Annotated in this window: 20 protein-coding genes and 2 pseudogenes; 5 read left to right on the top strand and 17 right to left on the bottom strand. The window is 74.6% G+C overall.

Annotation, left to right across the window (positions count from 1 at the left end):
• Together ACFRMQ_RS08295 and ACFRMQ_RS08290 are read right to left on the bottom strand one after the other, a co-directional pair.
• Positions 1–825, bottom strand: an 825-nt coding sequence (locus ACFRMQ_RS08295; protein WP_380728245.1) for a VOC family protein, incomplete at its 3' end; no start/stop codon positions are given.
• Positions 826–910: 85 nt separating this feature from the next.
• A complete protein-coding gene (locus tag ACFRMQ_RS08290) occupies positions 911–1552 on the bottom strand; it encodes an alpha-ketoglutarate-dependent dioxygenase AlkB (protein ID WP_380728243.1) in 642 nt (213 codons plus the stop codon).
• Between the two features lie 71 nt (positions 1553–1623).
• On the opposite strand from ACFRMQ_RS08290, the gene ACFRMQ_RS08285 reads away from it, so the two are divergent.
• Together ACFRMQ_RS08285 and ACFRMQ_RS08280 are read left to right on the top strand one after the other, a co-directional pair.
• The gene (locus ACFRMQ_RS08285; RefSeq protein WP_380728241.1) at positions 1624–2241 is read left to right on the top strand and encodes a hypothetical protein; all 618 of its coding nucleotides are present in this window, start codon (positions 1624–1626) and stop codon (positions 2239–2241) included.
• 95 nt (positions 2242–2336) lie between these two features.
• Positions 2337–2855, top strand: a complete 519-nt coding sequence (locus ACFRMQ_RS08280) for a universal stress protein (RefSeq protein ID WP_380728239.1) — start codon at positions 2337–2339, stop codon at positions 2853–2855.
• A gap of 7 nt (positions 2856–2862) precedes the next feature.
• Here the strand turns inward: ACFRMQ_RS08280 and ACFRMQ_RS08275 are convergent, their stop codons facing one another.
• The 13 genes and pseudogenes from ACFRMQ_RS08275 to ACFRMQ_RS08215 all read right to left on the bottom strand — a co-directional run bounded on the left by ACFRMQ_RS08275 (position 2863) and on the right by ACFRMQ_RS08215 (position 17473).
• A complete protein-coding gene (locus ACFRMQ_RS08275) occupies positions 2863–4479 on the bottom strand; it encodes an amidohydrolase (protein WP_380728237.1) in 1617 nt (538 codons plus the stop codon).
• Entirely contained in the window at positions 4476–5354 is an 879-nt protein-coding gene (locus tag ACFRMQ_RS08270) for a PaaX family transcriptional regulator C-terminal domain-containing protein (protein ID WP_380728235.1), read from the bottom strand. The genes ACFRMQ_RS08275 and ACFRMQ_RS08270 overlap by 4 nt, the downstream gene beginning before the upstream one ends.
• A gap of 30 nt (positions 5355–5384) precedes the next feature.
• Entirely contained in the window at positions 5385–6137 is a 753-nt protein-coding gene (locus ACFRMQ_RS08265) for an Asp/Glu racemase (protein ID WP_380728233.1), read from the bottom strand.
• Positions 6138–6198: 61 nt separating this feature from the next.
• Positions 6199–7092: a fumarylacetoacetate hydrolase family protein gene (locus tag ACFRMQ_RS08260; RefSeq protein WP_380728231.1), complete on the bottom strand. Its 894-nt coding sequence runs from the start codon at positions 7090–7092 to the stop codon at positions 6199–6201.
• A gap of 17 nt (positions 7093–7109) precedes the next feature.
• Positions 7110–8249 (bottom strand): cupin domain-containing protein, encoded by a 1140-nt coding sequence (locus ACFRMQ_RS08255; RefSeq protein WP_380728229.1) that lies wholly within the window; start codon positions 8247–8249, stop codon positions 7110–7112.
• Positions 8246–9217 (bottom strand): carbon-nitrogen hydrolase family protein, encoded by a 972-nt coding sequence (locus ACFRMQ_RS08250; protein WP_380728227.1) that lies wholly within the window; start codon positions 9215–9217, stop codon positions 8246–8248. Before ACFRMQ_RS08250 ends, ACFRMQ_RS08255 begins: the two co-directional genes overlap by 4 nt.
• A 3-nt stretch (positions 9218–9220) precedes the next feature.
• Entirely contained in the window at positions 9221–11578 is a 2358-nt protein-coding gene (locus ACFRMQ_RS08245; RefSeq protein WP_380728225.1) for an FAD-dependent monooxygenase, read from the bottom strand.
• Positions 11575–11898: pseudogene (locus tag ACFRMQ_RS08240) on the bottom strand (acyl-CoA thioesterase); the annotation flags it as partial. The pseudogene ACFRMQ_RS08240 and the gene ACFRMQ_RS08245, both read right to left, overlap by 4 nt.
• A 93-nt stretch (positions 11899–11991) precedes the next feature.
• Positions 11992–13602, bottom strand: a pseudogene (locus tag ACFRMQ_RS08235) (AMP-binding protein); the annotation flags it as partial.
• 264 nt (positions 13603–13866) lie between these two features.
• On the bottom strand, positions 13867–14184 hold the full coding sequence (locus ACFRMQ_RS08230; RefSeq protein ID WP_380728223.1) for a hypothetical protein: 318 nt from the start codon (positions 14182–14184) through the stop codon (positions 13867–13869).
• Positions 14185–14466: 282 nt separating this feature from the next.
• Positions 14467–15480: an alcohol dehydrogenase AdhP gene (gene adhP, locus ACFRMQ_RS08225; RefSeq protein ID WP_380728221.1), complete on the bottom strand. Its 1014-nt coding sequence runs from the start codon at positions 15478–15480 to the stop codon at positions 14467–14469.
• A gap of 176 nt (positions 15481–15656) precedes the next feature.
• The gene (locus ACFRMQ_RS08220; RefSeq protein ID WP_380728219.1) at positions 15657–16154 is read right to left on the bottom strand and encodes a GNAT family N-acetyltransferase; all 498 of its coding nucleotides are present in this window, start codon (positions 16152–16154) and stop codon (positions 15657–15659) included.
• The gene (locus ACFRMQ_RS08215) at positions 16151–17473 is read right to left on the bottom strand and encodes a DUF6271 family protein (protein WP_380728217.1); all 1323 of its coding nucleotides are present in this window, start codon (positions 17471–17473) and stop codon (positions 16151–16153) included. Before ACFRMQ_RS08215 ends, ACFRMQ_RS08220 begins: the two co-directional genes overlap by 4 nt.
• A gap of 358 nt (positions 17474–17831) precedes the next feature.
• On the opposite strand from ACFRMQ_RS08215, the gene ACFRMQ_RS08210 reads away from it, so the two are divergent.
• The 3 genes from ACFRMQ_RS08210 (at position 17832) to ACFRMQ_RS08200 (ending at position 20929) form a co-directional block, all read left to right on the top strand.
• Positions 17832–19001: a peptidoglycan-binding protein gene (locus ACFRMQ_RS08210; protein ID WP_380728214.1), complete on the top strand. Its 1170-nt coding sequence runs from the start codon at positions 17832–17834 to the stop codon at positions 18999–19001.
• 229 nt (positions 19002–19230) lie between these two features.
• Positions 19231–19842 (top strand): DUF2269 domain-containing protein, encoded by a 612-nt coding sequence (locus ACFRMQ_RS08205; protein WP_380728212.1) that lies wholly within the window; start codon positions 19231–19233, stop codon positions 19840–19842.
• 79 nt (positions 19843–19921) lie between these two features.
• Positions 19922–20929 carry an LLM class flavin-dependent oxidoreductase gene (locus ACFRMQ_RS08200; protein WP_380728210.1) on the top strand — a complete coding sequence of 336 codons (1008 nt, stop codon included), beginning with the start codon at positions 19922–19924 and terminating at the stop codon, positions 20927–20929.
• Positions 20930–21104: 175 nt separating this feature from the next.
• Here the strand turns inward: ACFRMQ_RS08200 and ACFRMQ_RS08195 are convergent, their stop codons facing one another.
• Both ACFRMQ_RS08195 and ACFRMQ_RS08190 read right to left on the bottom strand, forming a co-directional pair.
• The gene (locus ACFRMQ_RS08195) at positions 21105–22637 is read right to left on the bottom strand and encodes an APC family permease (RefSeq protein ID WP_380728208.1); all 1533 of its coding nucleotides are present in this window, start codon (positions 22635–22637) and stop codon (positions 21105–21107) included.
• 146 nt (positions 22638–22783) lie between these two features.
• Positions 22784–24445: an amidohydrolase gene (locus ACFRMQ_RS08190; RefSeq protein ID WP_380728206.1), complete on the bottom strand. Its 1662-nt coding sequence runs from the start codon at positions 24443–24445 to the stop codon at positions 22784–22786.
• Positions 24446–24656 lie beyond the last annotated feature (211 nt).

Here is a 24656-nt window from a genome sequence, read left to right as displayed (position 1 = left end):
GCACCCGGGAGCCCCGCCACCGCGCGGGGCTCCCGCGGTCGTTCGGGGCACCGGGCCCCCGGCGGCTCCGGCCGCCGCCGCGCAGTCGCCGGCCGGGCCGGCGACCAGCACGAACTGCGCGCCGCAGTCGTCCCGGACCAGCGCGGTGCGGCCGAACGGTGCCGGGGCGGGCCCGCTGAGCACGGTGCCGCCGAGGCCGCGCAGCCGTGCGGCCGCGCGGTCGGTGTCCTCGGTCCCGAAGTGGGCCAGCCAGTGCGCGCCGGCGCCCGGGCGGCAGGGGCCGATGCTGCACGCCGGGAGTCCGGCGACCCGGGCGAGGGTGTGGCCCGCCCGCGGCCGGTCGTAGGTGTAGCCGAGGACCCGGCGGTAGAAGGCCCGGGCGGCGTCGGGGTCGGGGGAGAGGTGCTCGTTCCAGGCGAGCGCGCCCGGCTCGTCGACCAGCCCGGCGCCGTCGATGGTGCCGGCCTGCCAGAGCCCGAAGCGGGCGCCGAGCGGGTCGACGGCCAGCGCGGCACGGCCCTGCTCGGGCACCTCGTACGGCCCACGGACGGGCCGTCCGCCGGCGGCCCGGACGGCGGTGGCCGTGCGCTGCGGGTCCGGGCAGGCGAGGAAGGTGGTCCAGCCGGCGGGCGGCTCGGACGCCCGGGCCCGTTCGACGGCCGCGACCTGGGCGCCGTACCGGGTGGCCACCGCCTCGCCGGGGCCGGTCGGGACGAACTCCCAGTCGAACAGGGCGCCGTAGAAGGCCTGGGCCCGGGCGGGGTCCGGCGAGGTGAGCACGACCCAGCACGGGACCCCCGCGTGGTAGACGCCCGGTTTCGGCATGCGGTCCTCCTGGCGGGAGCCGGTGCCGGGTGCCCGGGCCCCTCCCGCCAGCCTCCGCGCCCGGAGGGTGCGGGGCAAGCCGGGCTCAGGAGACCCCGTGCGGCCGGAACTGGACGCTGATCCGGGGGCCCACCGGGCGGGCCGTCTTGGGGATCGCGTGCTCCCAGGTGCGCTGGCAGGATCCGCCCATCACCACCAGGTCGCCGTGGCCGAGCGGATGGCGGACGACCGCCGGGCCGCCGGCCCGGGGCCGCAGTGCCAGGACACGCGGCTCGCCGACGGAGAGGATCGCCACCATGGTGTCCTCGCGGGCGCCGCGCCCGATCCGGTCGCCGTGCCAGGCCACGCTGTCCCGGCCGTCCCGGTAGTAGCAGAGGCCGAGGGTGCGGAAGGGCTCGCCCAGTTCCTCGGCGTAGTGCCGGCTCAGCAGCTCCCGGGCCCGGGCCAGCACCGGGTGCGGCGGCTCGGCCCGTGCCGGGTAGGAGGCCAGCAGGCGCGGGACGTCGACCGTCCGCTCGTACATCTCGCGGCGCTCGGCCCGCCAGGGCACCGTGGTGGCCAGCTGTTCGAACAGTTCGTCCGCCCCGTGCAGCCAGCCCGGCAGCAGGTCCAGCCAGGCGCCGTCACCGAGCGGCCGTCGGCGCAGGCCGTCGAGCGGTCCGAGGCGGACGCCGCCGCGGTCCGCGTCGTCGAACAGCGAGGGCTGGAGGTGGACGGTGCCGTGCATGGGCCCAGGGTACGCCTCTATTCGAACACATGCTCGAACGTGCTCGAACGGGAAGGTTCTAGGCTGCGGTCATGGCGATCAACGGTTTCGGGGTCACCGAGTTCCAGCTGGTGCTGCTGCGTCGGATGGCCGACTTCCAGCCCGGGCTCGTCGAGGAGGCGGTGCGGCGGCTCGGTGCCACCCGCGCCTCGATGCGGGAGGCGAACAAGCGCTGGCAGGCGATGGTCCGCGCGCCCGGGTTCCCGCATGGGGCCGCCCGGTACGCCGCCGTGCTCGGCCCGGCCGAGGCGAGCGTGGAGCGCCGGATCGGGGACCTCGCCTGCACCGCGCGGCAGTGGGCGCTGCCGCTCTGGCCCGAGCTGCGCTTCGAGATCCTGCTCGGCCCGGCTGGGCGCGGCGGACCGCTGCTGAACGAGTGGCTGGTGCGGGCGGCCGGCTTCCCGGTGCCCGTGCTGCGCACACTGGCCGACCTCGCTCCGTGGAGCTGTGTCGTGGGCGACGTCGGGGCCGCCTTCCCGTCGGCCGTGCCGCGGGAGGGGAGCGCGCCGACCAGGTTCCGGCTGGACTTCGCGGCGCCGGGCGCCGACGGGCGGCCGCGCTCCTGTGCGGCCGACTTCACCTGGGGGCTGCTCCAGGAGGTCAGGGAGCTGGAGGGCCAGGACATGGATATTCCGGTCGATGCAAGGTGATATTCAGTGAATGCCTTCGATTTGCAGGCCCCTGAAGGGTTGTGGCAGCCTAATCGCAGACATTCACGAGAGTTGGCATCGGAAAGCGAAGGATCATGTCGGACGGCGCGCGCGTCATCGTCGGAGTCAGCGGATCACTGCACAGCCTGACCGCCCTGCACCGGGCGGCGGAGGAGGCCAGGGCCCGGCAGGCCGTCCTGGTCCCGGTGCTCGCCTGGACCCCGGTCGGCGGCGAGCGCAACTACCGCGCCCGGCCGTGCCCGCCGCTGCTGCGCGCCTGGCAGGAACTCGCCGAGGCGCGGATGGACGACGCGCTGGAGCAGGCCTTCGGCGGCCTGTCGATCGGGGTGCCGGTCCAGCCGCTGGTCGTGCGCGGCGAGGCCGCGGCGGTGCTGACCGGGCTCGCCGACCGGCCGGGCGACCTGCTGGTGGTCTCCACCGGCGCCCAGGGCGGCCTGCGGGCCGGGCTGCGCGGCCTGCTGCGCCGCTCCGTCGCCCGGCGCTGCCTGGCCCGGGCCCGTGGCGGAGTGCTCGTCGTCCCGCCGTCCACGCTGCACGAAGACCTGCGGGCACTGCATCGCGGCATCGACCTGCGGGAGCTCGCCGCGGCCTGACGGATCGTCAGCTCAGGTGCGTGGTAAGCCCACCGACGATCGTCCGGGTCGGCAGCAGATCGCGCAGCGCGTCCGCCGGGCAAACCAGCGGGTCGAGCGGCCACACCGTGAGGTCGGCGAGCGCCCCCGGGCGCAGGCTGCCGCGCGCGGCGCTCTCGCCGGTCAGCCGGGCCGCGTTCACGGTGTGCAGCGCGACCGCCTCGGCCCGGCCGATCGCGTGCTCCGGGCCGACCACCCCGGCGACGGTTCCCCGGGTCGTCATGCCCCACACCGACACCATCGCGCCGTACGGGCCGACCGGGAAGTCCGAGCCGCCGGTGAGCAGCGCGCCCTCGTCCAGCCACTCGCGCAGCGGGAAGAGCGCGGCGGTGCGCTCCTCGCCCCAGGCCCGCCGCTGGGCGAGCGCGCCGTCGTGCAGCAGTGGATGCTGGACCGTCACCGGGACACCGAGCGCGACCGCCCGGGCCCGCTGGGCGGGGCGGGCCAGGCCGCCGTGCTCGACCACCAGCGTGCCGGGCGGCAGGCCCGGGCGGCGCTCCGACACCTGCTCGAAGACGTCCAGCAGGACGCGCAGGCCCCGGTCGCCCCAGGCGTGCACGCCGACCCGCCAGCCGCGCCCGACCACCCGGTCCACCGCCGCGAGCAGCTCGGCCGGTTCCCAGAGCAGCCGGCCGTGGTAGCAGGGCCGCCCCTGGTAGGGCTCCTCCAGCGCACCCGCCTCGAAGCCGCCGTCGATGCCGAACTTGACGCCCCACAGGCGTAGTCCGTTGTCGTCCCGGCCGGCTTCGCGCCACCCGTCCATCCGGTCCAGCAGCGCGTCCACCTGCTCGGGCGTACGGACCGCGAAGCCGGACACCAGGGCCCGGACCCGGACGGCGAGCGCCCCCTCGGCGCGGGCGGCGTCCAGGACGCCGAGGTCCTCGACCGGGACCAGGCAGTCGCGGACGGTGCCGATCCCGGTGGCGGCGAACGCGGCGGAGGCCGCGCGCAGGCCCTCGATCCGCTCGGCGGGGGTGGGGCGCGGCAGCACCCGCTCGACCAGCTCCACCGCCCGGTTGACCAGCCGGCCGGTGAGCCGCCCGTGCTCGTCGCGCTCGATCACGCCGCCGGGCGGAGCCTCGGTGGTCCCGGTGATCCCGGCCAGCCGCAGCGCCGCCGAGTTGAGCACCATGTTGTACGCGCCGCGCCGCACCAGCACCGGGTGCGCGGCGGTGGCCGCGTCCAACTCCGCGATGGTGGGCATCCGTTGCTCGGCCAGCAGCACCTCCTGCCAGTTGACCGTGGTGTGGATCCACTTCCCGGCCGGGGTGCGGGCGGCGCGCTCGCGGATCAGAGCGAGGAACCCGGGGAGGTCGCGCGCCCGGTGGACCGGCACGCCGTGGACGCTCAGGGCGGCCAGCACCAGATGGGCGTGGGTGTCGTCGAAGGCGGGCAGCACGGTCGAGTCAAGGGCGTCCACCACCTCGGTGTCCGGCCCGATCAGGGTGTCCAGCCCGTCGGGTGCGGGGGAGAGCGCGGTGATCCGGCCGCCGGCGACGGCGATCGCGCGGTGCGGCGGATCGCCGGGCACCAGGGTGTGCACGGCGGCGGCGCGGATCAGCAGCTCGGCGGTGGCTTCGGTCATCGTGGCTCCTGGGAGCGGGACTGTCCGGTGACGTTCTCGACGTACCGAAGACTCGGCCCGGCGAGCAGTCCGTGCAACTCGGTGAACACGGCGCGGGCCGGCACCGCGTTCCAGTCGGCGGGCAGCAACTGAGCGGGCAGCCCCGGGTCCAGGTACGGCAGCCGGCGCCACTGGGTGAGCATCGGCACGTAGTCGCGGAAGGCCTCGGCCGGGTCGACCGACGAGCGTCCGCGCAGCTCCTCGGCGGCCGGGCGCCAGGCGCCGTCGAAGGCCTCGTACTGCGCCTCGATCGCCGGAAGGTCCCACCAACTCGCCACCGCCGTACGGAGATCGGCGAAGCCCGCGTACTCGGCGGAGAGGAACAGGTGGACGTAGGCGCTCAGTCCGAGCCGGTCCAGCAGCCGCCGGGCGTCCGGCAGCAGCCGGGCGGGCGCCAGCCAGACCCCGGGGGCGGCGTTGCCGAAACCGAGCCAGCTCAGCCGGGAGCGCAGCTGGTGGCGGTGGGCGCGGGCGGACTCGGGGACGGAGAAGACCGCCACCACCCAGCCGTCGGCGAGATCGGCGGGCTCCAGACTGTGGAAGATCCGCCGGTCGCCCTCCTCGAAGACCGGCTCCATCGCCGGGGCGAGCCGGTAGCCGGTTCCGGTGCGGCGCTCCTGGAGCAGCGTGCCGGCCTTCTTCAGCCGGGACATCGCCGAGCGGACGGCCGGGCCGTCGACGTCCAGTTCGGCCAGCAGCGCGATCAGGTCGGCGATGGATATCCAGCCGCCGAGGGGGCGGACGAACTCGCCGTAGACGGTGTGGATCAGGGAGCTGGGCCGGGCGGTGCCGTCGGTCATGTGCGGGCCCTCCTCCCCGTCGGTGGTGGCGATCATAACGAGAGTGCCGGTCCGAGGGCGCGGGCCCTACGCGTACGCGCCGGAGAGCAGGTGCCCGGCGCCGGGGGCGAAGGCGGGCAGGCCGAGGGCCCGCAGGAGCTGGTGGGTGGTGCAGACGGCGGCCGAGACCACCGGCTTGCCCAGCAGCTGCTCGGCCTCCTCGACGGCCGACAGCGAGGGCAGCTGCACACAGGCCGAGAGCACCACGGCGTCCGCCTCGGCGTGGTCGAGCCCGCGGGCGATCGCGGGCAGCCGGGCCGGGTCGTGGGCGGCCACGTCGAGGTTGTCGGCGATCTCCAGGGCGGCGTGGTCGAGTACCTCGATGCCCTCCGCGGCGAGGTACTCGACCACGGTCCGGGCCAGTGGCCGCAGGTACGGGGTGACCATGGCGACCTTCGCCGCCCCGAGTTCGCGCAGCCCGGCGACCAGGGCGCCGGCGCTGGTGACCACGGGCGCGGGGGCGCCGTTGCGGACGGTGCGCAGGTGCAGCCGGCGCTCGGCCTCGCGGTGGTAGCCGTGGCCGGTGGCCATCACGGCGACCAGGCAGGCGTAGCCGATCACGTCCATCCGGGCGTCCGAGAGCTCGGTGGCGCAGCGGTCGGACTCGGCGTCCATGGCGCGCAGTTGCTCGGGGGTGACCTTGGTCATCCGCATCCGGCTGGAGTGGAAGGTGAACCGTTCGGGGGCGACCGCCTCGCGGGCCCGCAGCAGGGCGGGGACCTCGGTCTCCATGGTCACGTTGGAACTCGGGACGATCTGGCCGATCCGGTAGGTGGTCATCGGCTCCGGACTCCTCTCGGCGGGCGCGGCGGGCGTCGGTCGGCGGGTGCCGGGTGCTCGGTCACCGGGCGTCGACCACCGGGTTGGCGAGCGTGCCGATCCGCTCGATGGTGGCCTCGACCAGGTCACCGGGCCGGAGGAACCGCGGGGGCACCATGCCGGCGCCGACGCCGGAGGGGGAGCCGGTGGCGATCACGTCGCCCGGTTCCAGGGTCATGCCGGCGGAGATGTCGGCGATCAGCCGGGCGACGCCGAACAGCATGTGGCGGGTGTTGGAGTCCTGCCGCGGCTCGCCGTTGACCTTCAGGGAGAGGTCGAGCCGCTGCGGGTCCGGGATCTCGTCGGCGGTCACCACCACCGGGCCGAACGGCGCGTAGCTGTCCTGGCCCTTGGAGAAGAACCACTGCCCGGAGCGGCGCTGGTCGCGGGCGCTGATGTCGTTGACGATGCTGTAGCCGAACACGTGCCGCAGCGCGTCAGCCTCGGTCACCCGGAAGGCGGGTGTGCCGATCACCACGGCGAGTTCGCACTCCCAGTCGAGCTGCTCGGTGAGATCGGCGTTGTGCAGGATCGGCTCGCCCGGGCCGGTGACGGCGGTCGAGGGCTTGCCGAACAGCACCGGCCGGTCCGGCAGTTCGCGGTCGGTGTCCAGGGTGCGGTGGGACTCGGTCACGTGCTCCACGTAGTTGAGCCCGACGCCGACGATCTTGCCCGGGCGCAGCGGCGCGCACAGCGTGACCTCGGCGAGCGGCCTGGTGGCCGGGGCCCCGGCGAGCAGTTCGCGGGCGGCGGCCAGGGCCGGTTCCCCGGCGCGGATCAACCCGAGGAGATCGGTGGGGAGCCGGGCGCCCGAGGCGGGGGGCGGGGCGGTGAGGTCGGCGATCCGGTCGCCGTCGAGCCGGGCGCCGAGGCGGGGGGTCGGATCGCCGTCGGCGCGGTAGGTCAGCAGACGCATGGTGGTGGGACTCCTGGTCAGACGGTGGTGGTGGGCTGCTGCCCGTCCGGGTGGGCCTCCTCGCGGTGGAGGCCGAGCGAGCGGATCAGCGGGAAGTCGTCGAAGGAGAACAGGCAGGCGTCCTCGCCCCGGTCGAGGTTCGCGTGTTCGTGCCAGGCCCAGGACGGGACGACGAAGACGTCCCCCTGCCGCCACTCGAAGCGCTGCCCGGCGATCACCGAGACGCCGTGCCCCTTGGCCGCCGTGTAGACCACCGAGCCGGTGTGCCGGTGGGCGCGGGTGGCCTGGCCCGGGCGCAGCAGTTGCAGGTGGGCGGACATGGTCGGCATCACCGGGCCGCCGGTGACCGGGTTGGTGTACTCCATGATCACGCCGTCGTAGGGCGAGCCCTCGGTGGCGCGGGCCAGCCGGCCCAGCGCTTCGTAGCTGGGCTCCCAGGGCCAGCCCAGCAGCGGCGAGTAGGGTCGGGTCCACTTCTCGACGCCGTACGGCAGCAGGTTGCCGCCGTAGCTGAGCAGCGAGGAGTTGACGACCGGCCCGGGCCGCTGATGGAGGTCGGGGTGGACCTCGTAGAAGTTGGCGTCGAGGGTGTTGACCAACGGGATGTCCAGGCCGTCCTGCCAGATCACCGGGGCGTCGTCGGACTCGTTGCCGTGCTCGTGCCAGGTGTTGTTGGGGGTGATGGCGAAGTCCCGCGGGCCGACCTTGAGCTTCTGCCCGTCCACGACGGTCCAGGCGCCGGTGCCCTCGTGGACGAAGCGCAGGGCGGCGGCCTGGTGGCGGTGCGCGGTCATCGCCTCGCCCGGTCCCATGATCTGCAGGCCGGTGTACAACAGGCCGACGGCGGCGCTCAGTTCGCGGCGGCCGGGGTTGACCAGCATCACCACCCGGCGCCCGGCGTCGTCGGCCTTCACCAGTGGCAGCGCCTTGCGCACCAGGGGGCGGAGGTCGGCGTAGCGCCAGAGCGTGGGGACGGACTTCGGCTGGGGGTACCAGGGTTCGATCTCGTTCGCGACCGTCCACAGGGCGCCGGCCTCGTGTGCGGCCAACTCCTCGTAGTAGGCCAGCAGTTCCGGGCTGTCGGTGACCCGGGCCCGGCCGATCCGGTCGTCGTCGTGCTCTGGGGTGCGCCCGGGGGCGCGCTCGGTGTCGGTCATTCCCTCTCCTCGGGGAGCACCAGCGGCCGCAGCGGTCGGTTGTCCACGTGCAGCCGGAAGACGTCGAAGCGGTTGTAGTGGCCGACGATGTCGTGCATCTGCTTGGGCTGGACGCAGCGCCCGAGGTCGATCTCCCCGTAGACGATGCCCTCCTCGTCGATCAGCGGCTCGGTGACGGCGCGGCCGTCCGGGCCGAAGATCCCGGACAGGGCGCTGTGCGGGCGGGAGAGCTGCTTGCGCACCCGCGGATCGTCGCCGGCGAGCAGGTCCACCATCTCGGGCGAGATGGCGGAGGTGGAGACGACGGAGAACACCTTCCCCTCGAAGCAGTGCGCGGCGGTGCGCAGCGCGATCGACTCCGCCATGTCGTAGTCCTCGGGGCCCACCGGCAGCGCGATGTAGCAGGCGGCGTGGACGAGTTCGCCCTGCGCCAGCAGGGTGAAGCGGGCCAGCGGGTTGGTGTTCTCGCCGCAGGCCAGGGCGCCGAGCGGGCCGATGCCGGTGGGGTGCACCTTCAGGGTGCTGCCGTCACCCTGCGCCCAGGTCAGCTTCTCGGCCCAGGTCGGCATCAACTTTCGGTGTGCGCTGAGCAGTTCGCCGTCCGCGCCGATGATCAGCAGGGTGTTGTACAGCAGCCCGAGGCCGGGGCCGCCGCGCTCGTTGACCCCGATCACCAGGACCACCCCGGCCTGCCGGGCGGCGTCGCGCAGGGTGTCGACGTGCGGTCCGGGGACGTCCACGGCGGCGTGGTAGAGGCGCTCGAACCAGGGCGAGCCCTGCACCGGGTTCATGGTCCAGTTCCAGTACGGGTAGCCGGGGACGAAGACCTCGGGGAAGACCACCAGTTCGGCGCCGTGCCGGGCCGCCTCCCGGACCAGCGCGACGGCCTTGTCGACGGTGGCGGCCGGGTCCAGGTAGACCGGGGCGGCCTGCACGGCGGCGGCGGTGAAGCGGGGCAGGTGGGGCATCCGTCACTCCTCGGGAAGGGGCGGGGACCAGCGGCGGTGGACGGGCGCGGGCGGCTCGCGCAGCAGGTTCAGGCGCGGGGCCACCCGGTCGGCGTTCGGGCCGGGCGGTTTGCGGCTGCCCGCCCGCCAGGGCTCGGGCCAGAGGGCGCCGGGCCCGGTGAATCCCTGCTCGGCGGCGGCGTGCAGCGTCCAGAGCGGGTCGTACAGGTGCGCCCGGCCGACCGCGACCAGGTCGGCCCGTCCGGCCAGCAGGACGGAATCGGCGTCGTCCGGCCCGGAGATCGCGCCGACCGCGATGGTCGGCAGGCCGGTGGTGGCGCGGATCAGCTCGGCGAAGGGCGTCTGGTAGCCGCGCCCGTACGGCGGCCGCTGGTGCGCGACGACCTCGCCGGTGGAGACGTCCAGCGCGTCCGCTCCCGCCCCGGCGAGCGCGCGGCCGATCGCCACGGCCTCGTCCTCGGTGGTGCCGCCGGGGGCCCAGTCGCTCGCCGAGATCCGCACCAGCAGCGGCCGGCCGACGGGCCAGACGGCGCGAACCGCCGTCAGTACCTCCAGCGGCAGCCGCAGCCGGTGGGCGAGCGGGCCGCCGTAGTGGTCGGTGCGGTGGTTGGTGAGCGGGGAGAGGAAGGAGGAGAGCAGGTGGCCGTGCCCGAACTGGAGCTCCAGGGCGTCGAAGCCGGCCCGGGCGGCGCGCTCGGCGGCGGCCGCGAAGTCCGCGGTGACGGCGGCCAGTCGGATCTCGCTCGCCTCGTGCGGCACCGGGCTGCCGGCGTCCCACGGGATGGCCGAGGGGGCGACCAGCGGCCAGCCGTCGGCCAGTGGCCGCCCGACGCCGTCCGGCCCGGGGGCGGCGGTGGCACCCCGACGGCCGGCGTGGGTCAGCTGGATGCCGACCGGGGTGTCGCTCACCGCCCGTACCGCGTCCCGGAGTCGGCGCCAGGCCGCCTCCTGGTGGTCGGCCCACAGGCCCGGGCAGCGGTCGGTGGCCCGGCCCTCGGGGGTGACCGCCGTCATCCCGGCGATGACCAGCCCCGCGCCGCCGAGCGCGTGCCCGGTCAGCTGGGCCAGGTCGAAGCCGCTGGGCAGCGCGTCGGGGGAGGTGAAGGTGGCCAGCGGGGGCACCACGACGCGGTTGCGCAGCTCCAGCGCGCCCAGTTTCAGCGGCCGGAACATCGGCGGCACCCCGGGCGAGCCGCCGAAGGCGGTGTCCACGGCGTCCACGAAGTCGGGGTCGCGGGCGCGCAGGTTGCCGTAGGTGACCCGTCGGCTGCGGGTGAGCAGGTTGAAGGCGAACTGGTCGACGCCCTGCCCGGTGCGCCGTCCGATGGTCTCGAACCACTCCAGGCTGGCCTGCGCGGCGCGCTGGGTGGACTCCACCACCGGGCGCCGCTCGGCCTCGTAGGCGGCCAACGCCCCGTTCAGGGTGGGCTGTTCGCTCAGTGCCGCGGCCAGGGCGAGGGCGTCCTCCAGGGCCAGCTTGGTGCCCGAGCCGATCGAGAAGTGCGCGGAGTGCGCGGCGTCGCCGAGCAGGACGGTGTTGTCGTGACGCCAACTCCCGTTGCGGACCGTGGTGAAGCGGATCCACCGGGAGGCGTTGGGGATCAGCCGGTGGCCGTCCAGGTGGCCGGCGAACAGTTCGGCGCAGCGCCGCACGCTCGCCAGGTCGCTCTCGCCGCGCCTCGGTTCCCGGGCGGCGAGGGCCTCGAAGCCCGCGCGGCGCCAGGCGTCCTCGGCGGCCTCGACGATGAAGGTCGAGCGGGTGGCGCTGTACGGGTAGGCGTGCACCTGGAGGACGCCGAAGTCGTACCGCTCGACGATGAAGGTGAAGGCCTCGAAGACCTTGTCGGTGGCGAGCCACATGTAGCGGCAGCGGCGCTCGTCCGGCTCCGGGCGGAAGCTCTCCGGATGGGCCGCCCGGGTGCCGGAGCGGATGCCGTCCGCGGCCACCACCAGGTCGTACTCGGCGGCCAGCCGGTCCGCGGGCGGGGCCGGGGTCCGGTAGCGCACGTCCACCGCCAGTTCGGCGCAGCGCCCCTGCAGGATGGTGCGCAGCCGGTTGCGGTCCAGGGCGGCGAAGCCGTGGCCGCCACTGGTGCGCACCTCGCCCGCGTAGCGGATGTCGATGTCGCTCCAGCGGGCGAACTCGGCGCTGATCGCGGCGAAGACGCGCGGGTCGGCCCGGGCGATGCCGTCCAGCGTCTCGTCGGAGAAGACCACGCCGAAGCCGGACTCGTCCTCCCGGCCGTCCCGTTCGAAGACGGTGATCTCCCGGTCGGGTGCCAACTGCTTGGCCAGGGCGGCGAAGTAGAGCCCGCCGGGGCCGGCCCCGACCACCGCGATCCGCCGTGCCACCGGGGTCATGCGAGCACCTCGGGACGCTGCGGCCCGGCCTCCGTGAGCGTGCGGCGGACCTGCGCGGGCCACGGCTCGGCGCCCGCGTCGTGCGGCGCCGCGTGCACCACCGACATCCGCCCGCTCGCGGCCAGCCCGTTGGGGCCGTGCACCTCGAAGGCGTAGTGCAGCGAGGAGCCGCCGACCCGGACCACCCGCAGCTCGGTGCGCACCAGGTCGCCGAACCAGAGCCGCTCGCGGTAGTCGGCCTCGAAGTGCACCCGGGGTATCCGTCCGAACAGCTCGGCCAGCCCGAGCCGGCGCAGCAGCGCCGCCTCCGCGGCCTCGGCCCAGCGCTGGACGGCGGAGAAGTGGTAGTGCCCGGCGGCGTCGGTGTCGGACCACTCCACCCGGCGCTCGACGGTGACGCTGGCCGGGGTCAGCGCGGCCCGCCGCCGCAGCTCGGCGCGGTGCAGCTTTCCGGTCGCGGTGCGCGGCAGCTCGGGCACGAACTCGACCGCCCGCGGGTACTTGTACGGTGCTATGGCGTCCTTGACGTGCTCCTGGAGCGCCTTCACCGTCTCCGGCCCGGCGGGGACGCCCTCGCGCAGCACCACGTACGCCTTGACCACCGTGCCGCGCCGCTCGTCCGGTGTGCCGACCACCGCGCAGTCGGCCACGTCGGGGTGGGCGGCCAGGGCCTGCTCCACCTCCGGCCCGGCGATGTTGTAGCCGGCCGAGACGATCATGTCGTCGTGGCGCGCCTGGTACCAGAAGTAGCCGTCGCCGTCCCGGACGTAGGTGTCGCCGGTGAGGTTCCAGCCGTCGCGGACGTAGTCGAGCTGGCGTTCGTCGTCCAGGTAGCGGCAGCCGGTCGGGCCCTTGACTGCGAGCAGCCCGGGCTCGCCGTCCGGCACCGGACGGCCCTGCTCGTCCAGCACGGCGGCCCGGTAGCCCGGCACGGGCTTGCCGGTGGAGCCGGGGCGGATGTCCTGGCCGGCGGCCGAGACGAACACGTGCAGCAGCTCGGTCGCGCCGATGCCGTCGATCAGCTGCTGTCCGGTGGCCGCGTGGAAGGCCCGCCAGACGGCGACGGGCAGCGGCTCGCCCGCCGAGACGCAGTGCCGCACCCCGGCCAGCCGGTCGGCCAGTCCGGCGGCCAGGATCGCCCGGTAGGCCGTCGGCGCGGTGAACAGCACGCTCACCCGGTGCCGGCGGACCTGCTCGGCGAGCTGCTCGGGGGTGGCCTGCTCCAGCAGCAGCCCGGCGGCGCCCGCCCGCAGCGGGAACACCAGCAGACCGCCGAGGCCGAAGGTGAAGCCGAGCGGCGGGGTGCCGGCGAAGAGGTCCTCGGGGGTGGGGCGGAGCAGGTGGCGGGAGAAGGTGTCGGCGATGGCGAGCACGTCGCGGTGGAAGTGCAGGGTGGCCTTGGGGCGGCCGGTGGTGCCGGAGGTGAAGGCGATCAGCGCGACGTCGTCGGCGGCGGTCGGGACGGCGGTGAATCCTGCGGGCTTGGCGGCGCAGCGCGCGGTGAGGTCCTCGGGGCCGGGGCCGCCGAACGGCAGGACGCGCAGGCCGGGGGCGTGCGCCCGGCGCAGTTCGGCCTGGAAGCGGTGGTCGCACAGGGCGAGGACGGGCTTGGCGATGCCGTGCAGTTCGGTCAGTTCGGCGGCCCGCAGCAGCGGCACGGTGGTGACGGCCACCCCGCCGGCCTTCAGGACACCGAGCCAACAGGCGGCCAGCCATGGGGTGTTGGGTCCACGCAGCAGCACCCGGTTGCCGGTGGCGAGGCCGAGGTCCTCGGTCAGCAGGCGGGCGATCCGGTCGGCGTGGTCGCGCAGTTCTCCGTAGGACCACCGCTCGGTGGCGGTGAGCAGGCAGCGGCGGTCCGGGCCGAGGCGTTCGATGGTCTCGTCGAGTAGGGCGGCGGCGCAGTTCAGACGGTCGGGGTAGGCCAACTCCGGTAGGTCGAGAAGGAGTTCTGGCCACTGCTCGAAGGGTGGAAGGTGGTCTCGGCAGAACGTGTCCACGTGCGCCGAGGGGGATAGCTCCATGGGCGGGCACCTCGTCGTGCGAGCGGGAGTGAAGCCAGTATGGCGCGTTGGTGACGCCAGTCAAGAGAGCGATACATGCATTCGGGCGACGGTCCGGGGGCGTCCGCCGCGTGGGGGCGGCGGATGAGCCCGGACCCGCGACCGGGCGGGTCCGGGCCCGCTCCCCGGCCGAGCAGGGCGTCCGCCGCCCCGGTGTGGCGCACGGTGGCCGCGTCGGACGGAGAGCGAGGGGCGGTGCCGGCCCACCTCGGCAAGCCCTGATCCTCAGGGGGTCGGGGCGGCGGCGCCCGGGGTGTCGCTGCCCTGGGCCTGCCGGGCGCGTTCGGCGAGCGGCCGGCCGAGGCCGGCGGTGGCCAGGTACTGCGCGAACGCCGGGTCGGATTCCAGCAGTTGTGCCACCGACGCGGTCAGCAGCGCCCGTGCCCGCATGTCCCCGGGGCTCGCCTCGGCCGCCGCCAGGGCGCGGGCCCCCTCCGGCACCATCCGCAGCCGGGCCCGCAGCACGTCCGCCACTTCCCGGTGCGGCCCGTCGCCCAGCAACGCCGCCACCGCATCCGGTGTCAACCCCCGGCCGTCCCCCATGGCGACTCCCCTTGCCGTACGGTCGTTTCCCCAACGATCGCGCACCGCGGTCCACTTCGTACCCACGCCGAACGGAACGGAGAAGCAACCGCGACCGCTTCCGGACACGGACGGGTGGGAGTTCCGGTGGCCCGGTCCGGCCGGTCGCGCTTCGCGGGCCGGTGCGGCCACGACCTTCGGCGGCAGGGCCTCGACGGGCACCGGCGCGGTGGCGGCGATCCGGGGGAGGAGGAGCGCGGTCGGCCGGTGCGATCGGCCGGTGGGGTGGGACGGCGGGGTGGGTCAGCGCAGGTCGAAGACCAGGCGGGCGGAGACCTTGCCGCTCAGCACCTCCTCGAAGCAGTCGTTCACGTCCTCCAGCCGGCGGGTCTCGCGGATCACCCGGGTGCGGCCGAGCGCGTGCAGCCGGAAGACCTCGGCGAGGTCCTCACGGGTGCCGACGATTGAGCCGACCACCTTGGTGCCGTTCAACACCGTCTCGAAGACCGGGATCTCGAGCTTGCCGCCGGCCGGGAGGGCGACCAGGACGAGGGTGCCGCCGCGGCGCAGGGCGCCGTAGGCGGCCTGGAAGGAGGCGTTGCTGACGGCGAGGGCGATCGCCGCGTGGGCGCCGCCGAGGGCCTGGACCTCGGCGGCGACGTCCTGGGTGCGGGCGTCGAGCACGTGATCGGCGCCGAGCTCGCGGGCCAGGGCGAGCTTGTCGTCGGTGACGTCGACCGCGATCGTCTCGGCGCCGAAGATCCGGGCGTACTGGAGGGCCAGGTGGCCGAGCCCGCCGATGCCGGAGACCAGCACCCGGGTGCCGGGGCGGGCGTCCGAGACCTTGAGCGCCTTGTAGGTGGTGACGCCCGCGCAGGACAGCGGGGCGGCGTCCAGCGGGTCGATGCCGTCCGGCACGGGGACGACGTAGTCGCCGTGCGCGAGCGCGTACTCGGCGTACCCGCCGTCCACCGAGTAGCCGCTGTTGTGCTGTTGCGGGCAGAGCGTCTCCCAGCCGGAGACGCACTGGTCGCAGCGCCCGCAGGCGTCCGCGAGCCAGGGGATGGCGACCCGCTCGCCGACCCGGACGTGCCGGACCTGAGGGCCGGCCGCCTCCACGATGCCGACGCCCTCGTGCCCGGGGACGAACGGCGGCGCGGGCTTGACCGGCCAGTCGCCGCGGGCGGCGTGGATGTCGGTGTGGCAGAGGCCGGAGGTCTCGATCCTGACGCGCACCTGGTGCGCGGCCGGCTCCGGTACCGGTCGGTCCTCGATGGCCAGGGGTGCGGTGAAGTCGTGGACGACGGCGGCCTTCATGCTCTGCTCCCTCGGGCGTACGGGTGGGCCCTGCGCGTGGGTGGGCCCTGCATGTGGGTGGGTACCGCGGGCGGCGGCGCGGGGGGCGCAGCCGCCACCAGCTTCACCCGATGGGGTGAGCCCCGCCGTCCGGACTGGGCCGAAAGAGTGATCGTCCGATCGGGTATCCCCGCAGGTCAGCCCACCGGCATCGACATGTAGACCGCGCGCCGCCCGTAGCACGCGGGAACCGCGACCTCCCGGTGCGCCCGGTAGCCGAGCAGCCGCAGCAGGATGTCCGTCCCGCGCACCGCGACCATCGAGATCCGCTCGTAGCCCAGCTCCTCCGCCCGCTCCCGGAAGTGCCGGATGAACCCCAGCGCGACGTCCCGGCCGCGCAGGTCCTCGGCGATCACCAGGTCGTGCACGTGCAGGTTGTCCGACGCGAAGACCGCCTCCTCCGCCCGGTCGAGGTCCGGGCAGCGCAGCGGTGGGTACGGCAGGCTCAGCAGGTAGCCGCGGACCGTGCCGCCCTGCTCCAGCACGAAGCAGGTCCGGGGCGAGGCGAGGGCGCGGGACCGCAGTGCCTCCCGGCCCTCCGACAGGCCGTCGGCGGCGTAGGCGTCGTGCTCCAGCGCGACCACGGCGTCCCAGTCGCCGTCGTCCAGCAGTCGGATCCGGAGGTCCTCGCTCACCCGGCCGCGACCTCCGGGGCGCCGAGCCCCTCCGCGCGGGAGGCGGCCACCAGCGCCGACCAGGCCTCCACCAGCACCGCCCAGCGCTCGGCGTCCTCCCGCGCCTCGTCCAGGAGGCTCTGACGCTGCCCGGCGACCACGTCCGCGAGCTCGGCGTACTTGCCGCCCAGCTTGCGGTAGGAGCGGTCCAGGACGTCCAGGCAGTGCTCGTTCCCGGCCCGGTCCCAGTCGACGCTGCCCCGCACCAGGTCGAGGATCGGCTCGATCCGCAGCCCGTGCCGCTCGTCCAGCATCCCGCGGCCGAGGTCGATCATCCCGCCGTAGACCGGGTACAGGTACAGCATCGAGAGCAGGAACTTGACGAACCGCAGCTGGTAGGCGATGAAGCCGGCGCCGGTCCGGCGCTCGGGCGTGTAGTAGTTGACGATGTGGCGGTTGTGCACGACACCGGGCATCCGGGCGTGGACCATGGCGTGGTGGAGGACGTAGTCGCTGCCGATGGTCTCGATCGAGGGCAGCAGCGGCAGCACCTCGTAGCCCCGGTGGTCCAGGGCGACGTTGCACATGTAGACGTCCCAGATGTCGGGCACGCCGAGCACGGACTCGTCGGTGCCGAACGGCTCGGAGCCGGCGCCCTTGAAGGAGACGTCCACCATCGCGTCCTTCTCCTCGTCCGACCACACCGGCGGGGCCCACAGCCGCACCACCTCGCGGTAGATCGCCGGGTCCAGCTCGTGGATCTCGCTGATGTCCACGCAGAGTTCGCCGATGAAGGAGCCGCTGACCAGCATCACCGGCTTGTCCGCGTCGGCCGGGTCGAGCTCGGAGCGGGTCACCCCGGCCGCCGCCTCGCCGGCCGGCTTGCCGATCGAGAGCAGCTCGTGGTGGATCGGGAAGACCTTCCGGCCGTCGAGGACCTGGAAGTCGGCGTCGTCGTTGCGCAGGTGCGTCGAGGTGCAGCCCAGGGCGGCCGCGCCCAGGAAGAGCCGGTTGACGCAGGAGCCGTACGCGACGGCCCCCGGGAGCATCAGGTCGAGCAGCAGCCCGGGGTCGGGGGCGCCGGAGCGCTCGGTCACCCGGCGCAGGAACTCGCGCTGCCGCGCCTCGCCGAGGTGGTGGACGATCACGCCGGGCGTGGGCTCCAGCGCGGCCACGGCGCCCGCGTTCAGGGCGAATTCGGCGGCTTCGGTGGTGTCGAGGATCAGGAGGTGCACCTCGACCCCGAAGTTCGCGACGGCGTAGGCCGCCTCCTCCGCGAGTTCCGCGATGGTCTCGGGGCAGGGCCGCATGGTGGGCAGGGCGAGGCAGACTCTTTGCATGGTGCGGGTGTCTCCATCGGATCGTCAGATTCGGTTCCACGGCTGAGAGTTGAGTGCGCACGGGAGTCCCGGGCGCGGCTCGGTGCCGGTCCGCCGGACCACCGTGGACTAGACCACTTTCGATGTCAACGATTGACAGCGGGGCCCGGTGGCGGTGGAATGCGCCCCCTTCCGCGCGCCCGGCCGCCCCCGCACGGGCACCCGATTCGCACAGGAAGGCGAATACCCTCCACTGAGTCGAACGGCCGGGCGGGCGCGGGGGGTTCATCGGCACGGGTTCGCGCCGCCGGGGTCAACCCGCGAGCCCTGCCTGCCGATACCGGAAGTGATGCCCTCACGCCGTTCGGAGGAGATCGCAATGCCCGAACTGTGGCTGCCCGGTGCCGAGGTCCACGACCTCGGCGATCACGCGCCGACCGACCAGAACTACCCGCCGAAGGCCATCGCCCACATCACCTGGGACCGCAACGCGACCGCCGCCGCCCCGCAGGACTGGTGCTCCTACGACGACCTGGTCGGCTACTTCACCGGCACCGGTGCCGCTGAAGCGCCGCACCTCGTCTGGGACCCGTTCACCGGCCGGGTGGCCCAGCTGTTCCCCGCCGACTCCCGTTCGAAGAGCCTGCTCAGTCCCTCCCAGAGCCCGACCCGCACCAACCGGGCCGGGCGGGTGGTGATCCAGATCGAGGCGGTGTTCTTCCCCTACTGCCGCTACCGGGGCGGCGTCTACCCCCGGCTGGTCGACACCCCGTGCGCGGGCTGGGGCGGCATCCGCGCCTGGATCTCCTCCTGGGGCGTGCCCGACACCTGGCCGATGGGCCGGCCGACCGACTTCTCCGGCCACCGCGACGAACAGGTCTGGGAGACCCGGGGCGGCTGGTACGCGCACGCCCACGTGCCGTACAACGACCACACCGACCCGGGCTCCTGGCCCGACCTCACGGGCGGCTTCCCGGGCAACCCGCCCGCGGAGCAGCAGCCCGCCCGCTACCAGGTGAGCATCAACGGCCTGGCGTACGGCTACGGCGCCCAGGGCTACCAGGTGACGACGGTCGGACGGGCGCTGGTCTCGCACGGCTTCGGCGACCACTACCGTTCCGGCCCGGGCCCGAACTGGACGGACGCGGACACCGAGAACTACGCGGACTACCAGGGGAGTCTGGGCTACTCCGGGCAGGCCGCCGACGGCGTCCCGGGCGAGGGCTCGCTGCGCCGGCTGCTCGGCTACCTGCCCGGGCAGCGGACGGTCTCGGTGGCCCACGTGGTCGCGGCCGCGCAGACCGACCCGGGGGCCGAGCAGGGGCACCTGACCTACGGGGCCGAGGTGGCGATCGTCGAGCAGGCGCTCGTGGACGAGGGGCTGCTCGAACAGCGTTGGGCGGACGGCTCGTTCGGCAGCAGGACGGTCGCCGCGTACGCGGCCTGGCAGCGGCGCTGCGGGTACCAGGCGGGGGCGGCGGACGGGATTCCCGGCTCCTCCTCGCTGCACCAGCTGGGCGCGGCGCAGGGGTTCGCGGTGACCGACTGACGGTGACCGGCCGAGGGCGACCGGCCGAGAGTGACCGACTGACGGTGACCTGCTGGCGGTGACCTGCTGAGTCCGGGTCTGCTCCCGGGGGAGACGCGTTCCGGCTGTCGCCGGCAGCGCGTACTCGCCCGGGAGTAGGCGAGGTTACTTCCGCCGTCAGATGCCGGATGAGGCGCGGAGGGGAGAGCCTGGGGCCGTCCTGAGTTCTCCCGACTCGAAGGAGGTCCCCGTGCGCTCGTCCACCGGCGCCGTCGAGGCGTCCCGACCGGCGCCAGGGCGTCCGGCGGCACCGGCGTCCGGTGCCCGCCGCCTGCCGCCGGTCGTGCGCAAGCCCCTGGTCGTCCTGCACGTCGTCGCCTCGGTGAGCTGGCTGGCGCTGATGCTCTGCCTGCTCACCCTCGCGCTGGCGGCGCTGACGGCGGGGGACGCCGACCGGCTGCGCACCGCCTACCGGGCGATGGGCCTGCTCGGTGACGCGTTGGTCCCGCCGCTGAGCCTGCTCACCTTCCTGAGCGGGGTGGTGCTCGCGCTCGGCACGTCCTGGGGGCTGTTCCGGTACTACTGGGTGAGCGTCAAGTTCTGGCTGACGCTCGGGGCGATGGTGGCCTCCGTGCTCGCTCTCACCGCCCGGCTGCACGACGCGGTGCGGGTGGTGGACGCGCATCCGAGCGGCCCGATCACGGTGGCGGAGCTCGGCTTGGTCCGCTACACCACGGTGATCGTCCCGGCGGTGGCGCTGGCGCTCTACCTGTTCATGGTGGTCCTGTCGGTGTACAAGCCGTGGGGCCGCCGCAGGGCCACGGGCACCGGCGGGGCCCGAATACCCGGGGCGGGCGCCTGACCCATCGGCGGCCGGTCGCCGGGCCAGGTGCCACGGCAGCCCGGGGAATGTCCGCGCGGCGGGCGGGCGTTCCACCGGCGTGACCAGTGCCGCGCCCAGGACCAGGCTCTCCGTGCTCGACCGCTCCCGGACCAGACAGGGCGAGGAGCCGGCCCAGGCGCTGCGGGACACGGTGTCGTTCGCCCGCGAGGCGGAGCGGCTCGGCTACCACCGGTTCTGGGTCTCCGAGCACCACGGCGTGCCGGGGGTGGCCGGTTCGGCGCCCACCGTGCTCGCCGCGGCGGTGGCGTCGGCCACCACGCGCATCCGGGTCGGCACCGGCGGGGTGATGTTGCCCAACCACCAACCGCTGGTGGTGGCGGAGCAGTTCGGGGTGCTGGCCGCGCTGTTCCCGGGGCGGATAGACATGGGGCTCGGACGCTCGGTGGGCTTCACGGACGGTGTCCGGCGGGCGCTCGGGCGGGAGAAGGAGGCCGCGGACGAGTTCGGCGCCCAGCTGGCCGAGCTGCTCGGCTACTTCGACGGCTCGCAGCGGGCCCACCGCGGGGTCCACGCGCGGCCGGCCGAAGGGCTGCACGTGCCGGCCTTCGTCCTGGCCACCGGCGCGGGGGCTGACCTGGCAGCCGAGGCCGGGCTGCCGCTGGTGATCGCCGCCGTCCGCGGGGAGGACCGGATGCTCACGGCGATCGACGGCTACCGCGCCCGGTTCCGTCCCTCCGCCCAGGCGGCCGAGCCCTACGTGGTGGTCTCGGGCACGGTGGCGGTCGCGGAGACGGTCGAGCGGGCGCGCGAGCTGCTCGTCCCGGAGGCCTGGGCCGGCGCGTACTCCCGCACCCACGGCGAGTTCCCGCCGCTGGCCCCCGCCGCCGAGATCCGCGCCCGGGAGATGACGGCCAGGGAGCGGGCCGGCTACGAACAGTCGCTCAAGGGCCACATCGCGGGCACCCCGGAGCAGGCCGCCGCCGAGCTGGCGGCGCTGGTGGAGCGCAGCGGGGCGGACGAGTTCCTGGTCACCACCAGCACCTATGACCGCACCGCGCTGCTCGACTCCTACCGGCTCCTCGCCGAGGCCGTCGGCCAGGTCTGATCGACCGGGACCGAGCGTCCGGGTCCGAGCGTCCGGGTCCGAGCGTCCCGCGCTGAGCGTCCGGGGCCGACCGCCCAGGTCCGGGCGGCCAGGGCCGAGCGTCCGGGGCGGACTCGGCGAGGGACCGGCCCGGGGTTCCGGCGCGGGGTCCCGGCACTGCTCCGGGCCGGCGCCCTCAGCCCGCGTCGACCTCGCTGGTCCCGAGCCGCGCGTAGACCTCAGGCCGTCGGGCCCGCATCCGCCGGGCGATCCCGACGCCGGTCAGGAACACCACCGGCACGATCGCGACCAGCGGCCAGTTGACCTCCGGGCCGGCGCCGGTGAACAGGTCGAGCCGCCACACCACCAGCGCCGTGGCCCCGCACAGCAGCACGGTGGCGGCGAGCGGCGCCACCGTCGTACGGAACAGCCCGGCGCTCGCGGCGGCCGCCCGGTTGCGGCGGAAGAAGGCGAACACGGCCAGCCCGGCCAGCGCCTGGAGCACCAGGATGCCGACCACCCCGGGGGAGTTCACCCAGAGGAAGAACTGGTCGTACGGGTCAGCGCCGATCAGCGCCGCCACCCCGACGGCCGCGGCCGCCAGCACCGACTGGGCGATGCCGCCGATCCACGGTGAGCCGTGGCGGGGGTGGATCCGGCCGAGCGCGGCCGGCGCGGCCTGCTCGGCGGCCAGCGCGTAGCCGTACCGGGTGATGGTGTTGTGGAAGGCCAGCAGCGCCGCGAGCAGGCTGGTGACGATCAGCACCCGCTGCACGTCCGTGGCCCAGGCACCGACGTAGTCGGTCATCGCGGTGAAGAACATGCCGGCCGGGTCGGCGGTGGCGGCCGCGACGGCCTCGGTGTCGCCGAAGGCCTGCACGATCATCCAGGTGATGAAGGTGTAGAAGAGGCCGAGGAAGGCGATCGCGGCGTAGGTCGCGCGCGGCACGGTCCGCTGCGGCTGCCGGGCCTCCTCACGGTAGATCGCGGTGGCCTCGAAGCCGATGAAGGCGGCGAAGGAGAGCCCGAGCACCCCGCCCATCCCGCCGGAGAACACGTGCTTCGGTGTGAACGAGGACAGGCTCAGCCCGTGCGCCCCGCCCTTGACCAGCACCGCCACCGCGAGCACCAGCAGGATTCCGGTCTCGGCGATCAGCAGCGCCCCGAGCACCTTGGCCCCGAGGTCTATCGAGCGGTAGCCGAGGAACCAGACCACCGCGACGCCGAGCAGCGCCCAGACCGGCCAGGGCAGGTCCAGCCCGAGCAGATCGGCGGCCGTGGTGTGGGCGAAGAACCCGAAGGCGCCGAACATGCCGATCTGGATCGCGTTGTACGAGAGCACCGCGAGCAGCGCCGCGCCCAGCCCGGCCGCCCGGCCGAGGCCGCGGGTGACGTAGGCGTAGAAGGCGCCGGCGTTGCGGATGTGCGCGGTCATGGCGGTGAAGCCGACCGCGAAGAGTGCCAGCACCACGCCGGTGGCCAGGTAGGCGACCGGGGTGCCGATGCCGCCGAAGGAGATCGCGAACGGCGCCACACCGGCCATCACGGTCAGCGGCGCGGCGGCGGCCACGACGAAGAAGACGATGTCACCGGTGCCGAGCACCCCGCGTCCCAGACCGCCGGCCGGCGCCGAGGACACCGAGGACGCGGAAGCGGACGGGGGAGCGGACGAAGGGGAGTCGGGGGGACGGAGTGCGGACGAGGAGGCCGCTTCGGAGGGCAGGGTCATGGGGGAGCTCTCCTGGGTCGTACGAACGAGGGTAGGACGGTCGGCGGCGACGGCGCGTCGGCCGCCGACCGGGGAACGAGGCACCGCCGCGGTGGGGGACGGCGGAACCGGTCGGAAGATCCGTCGGGGCGGGACTGTCCGGCGCCTCAGCGCACGCGGTCGCGGCCCTCGCCGGGTTCACGGGCGCCGCCGGGCCCGCCGTGGGTGCGGCGCCCGCCGAGCCAGGTGCCGGCCACCTCGATCGAGGCCAGCTCGGCGGCCGGGACCGCGTACGGATCGGTGGCCAGGTGCACCAGGTCGGCCCGCATGCCCGGCCGCAGCACACCCCACTCGGCCTCCTCGAAGGCCTGGTGCGCCACGCCCGCCGAGTACGCCGCCAGCGCCTCGTCGAGCCCGATCCGCTCCTCGGGCAGCCAGCCGCCGTCCGGCAGGCCGTCCGGGTTCTGCCGGGTGACGGCGGTGGCCAGCCCGGCCAGTGGCTCGTACCGGGTGACCGGCCAGTCGCTGCCGAAGGAGACCCGGGCGCCGTCGCGCAGCAGCGCGGCGATCCGGTACTGCCGGGCGCCGCGCTCCGGACCGATCCGGGGCAGGGTGAGTTCGGTCATCAGCGGGTCGGTCTGCGCCCACAGCGGCTCGAAGTTGGCGATCACACCGAGTTCGGCGAAGCGCGGCAGGTCGTCCGGGTGGACCAGCTGGACGTGCGCGATCACCGGTCGGCGGGGGCGCATCCCGTTGCGGCGGGTGGCGGTTTCGACCGCGTCCAGCGCGATTCGCACGCCGTGGTCGCCGATCGCGTGGATGTGCGGCTGGAAGCCCAGCGCGTCGACCGCGGTGACGGCCTCCGCCAGCTCGGCGCCGGTCCAGTTGGCGACCCCGTGGGAGTGGGGGCAGTCGCTGTACGGCTCCAGCAGCGCGGCCGTCCCGGACTCGATGACACCGTCGGCGAAGAACTTGACCGCCCGTGCGGTGAGCCGACCGCGCCCGGCGGCCTCCACCCGTTCGCGGTCGGCCACCAGCCGGGGGAGCCGCCCGCGCCAGCCGTCCGGTTCGAGCAGCAGGGCGAGCCCGGCCCGGACCGGCAGGTCCTCCTCGGCCACGGCGGCCAGCCAGGTGTCCACCTGCGCGGGCTCGACCCAGGCGTCCTGGAGCCAGGTCAGTCCGGCGGCCGCGAGCGTGGCGGTGGTCTCCCGCAGCGCGGCGACCTGCTCGGCCACCGGACGCGGCGGGACGAGCCCGAGGACGGGGTTGAGCGCCCCGAACTCGCGCAGGGTGCCCAGCGGGCTGCCGTCCGGCCGGCGGACGATCTCGCCGCCCACCGGTTCGGGCGTGTCCGGCCCGTACCCGGCCCGGCGCAGGGCCTCGCTGTTGGCCCAGCCGGTGTGGTGGTCCATGGTGCGCAGCAGCACCGGACGGTCCGGGACGGCCTCGTCGAGCAGCCGGGCGTCGAACAGCCCGCCCTCGGCCAGCCACGGGTCGACGGCGTCGCCGGTGATCCACTCGGCCTCGGGGTGTCGCCGCGCCCAGTCGCGGACGGCGTCCACGACCTGTTCCAGGCTGGTGCAGTCGCGGACCGGCACGCCGAGCAGGCCGATGCCGCCGAGCAGCGGGTGGACGTGGCCGTCGCCGAAGGAGGGCAGCAGGGCACCGCCGTCGAGGTCGACGGTCTCGGTGCCTTCGTCGCGAAGGGCCAGGGCGGCGTCGCCGAGGGCGGCGATCCGTCCCGCGCTGACGGCGAGGGCGTGGGTGCGGGGGAGGGCGGGGTCTCCGGTGTGGATCCGGCCGCCAGTGAAGATCGTTTCGGCGCGCATACGGGGGTGTGCGTCCTCTCCGGGGAGGGCGGGCCGACGGTGCGCGGCCTGCCTAACCGAATGGGGTTCGGTTACCGTAGGCGCGGCACCGGCAGGTGCGGAAGGGTTTTACTGAAAGCCGTTCAGTAACGCTTGGATAACGACGACCAACGGCGATCTTGGTCTGCCGGGGCCGACGGGCCGCTCGGCGACCCGAAGGTGAGGAACCGGG

The organism is Kitasatospora sp. NPDC056783 (genome assembly GCF_042789895.1).
GTDB lineage: Bacteria > Actinomycetota > Actinomycetes > Streptomycetales > Streptomycetaceae > Kitasatospora.
This window is presented reverse-complemented; position numbering and strand designations above follow the sequence as displayed.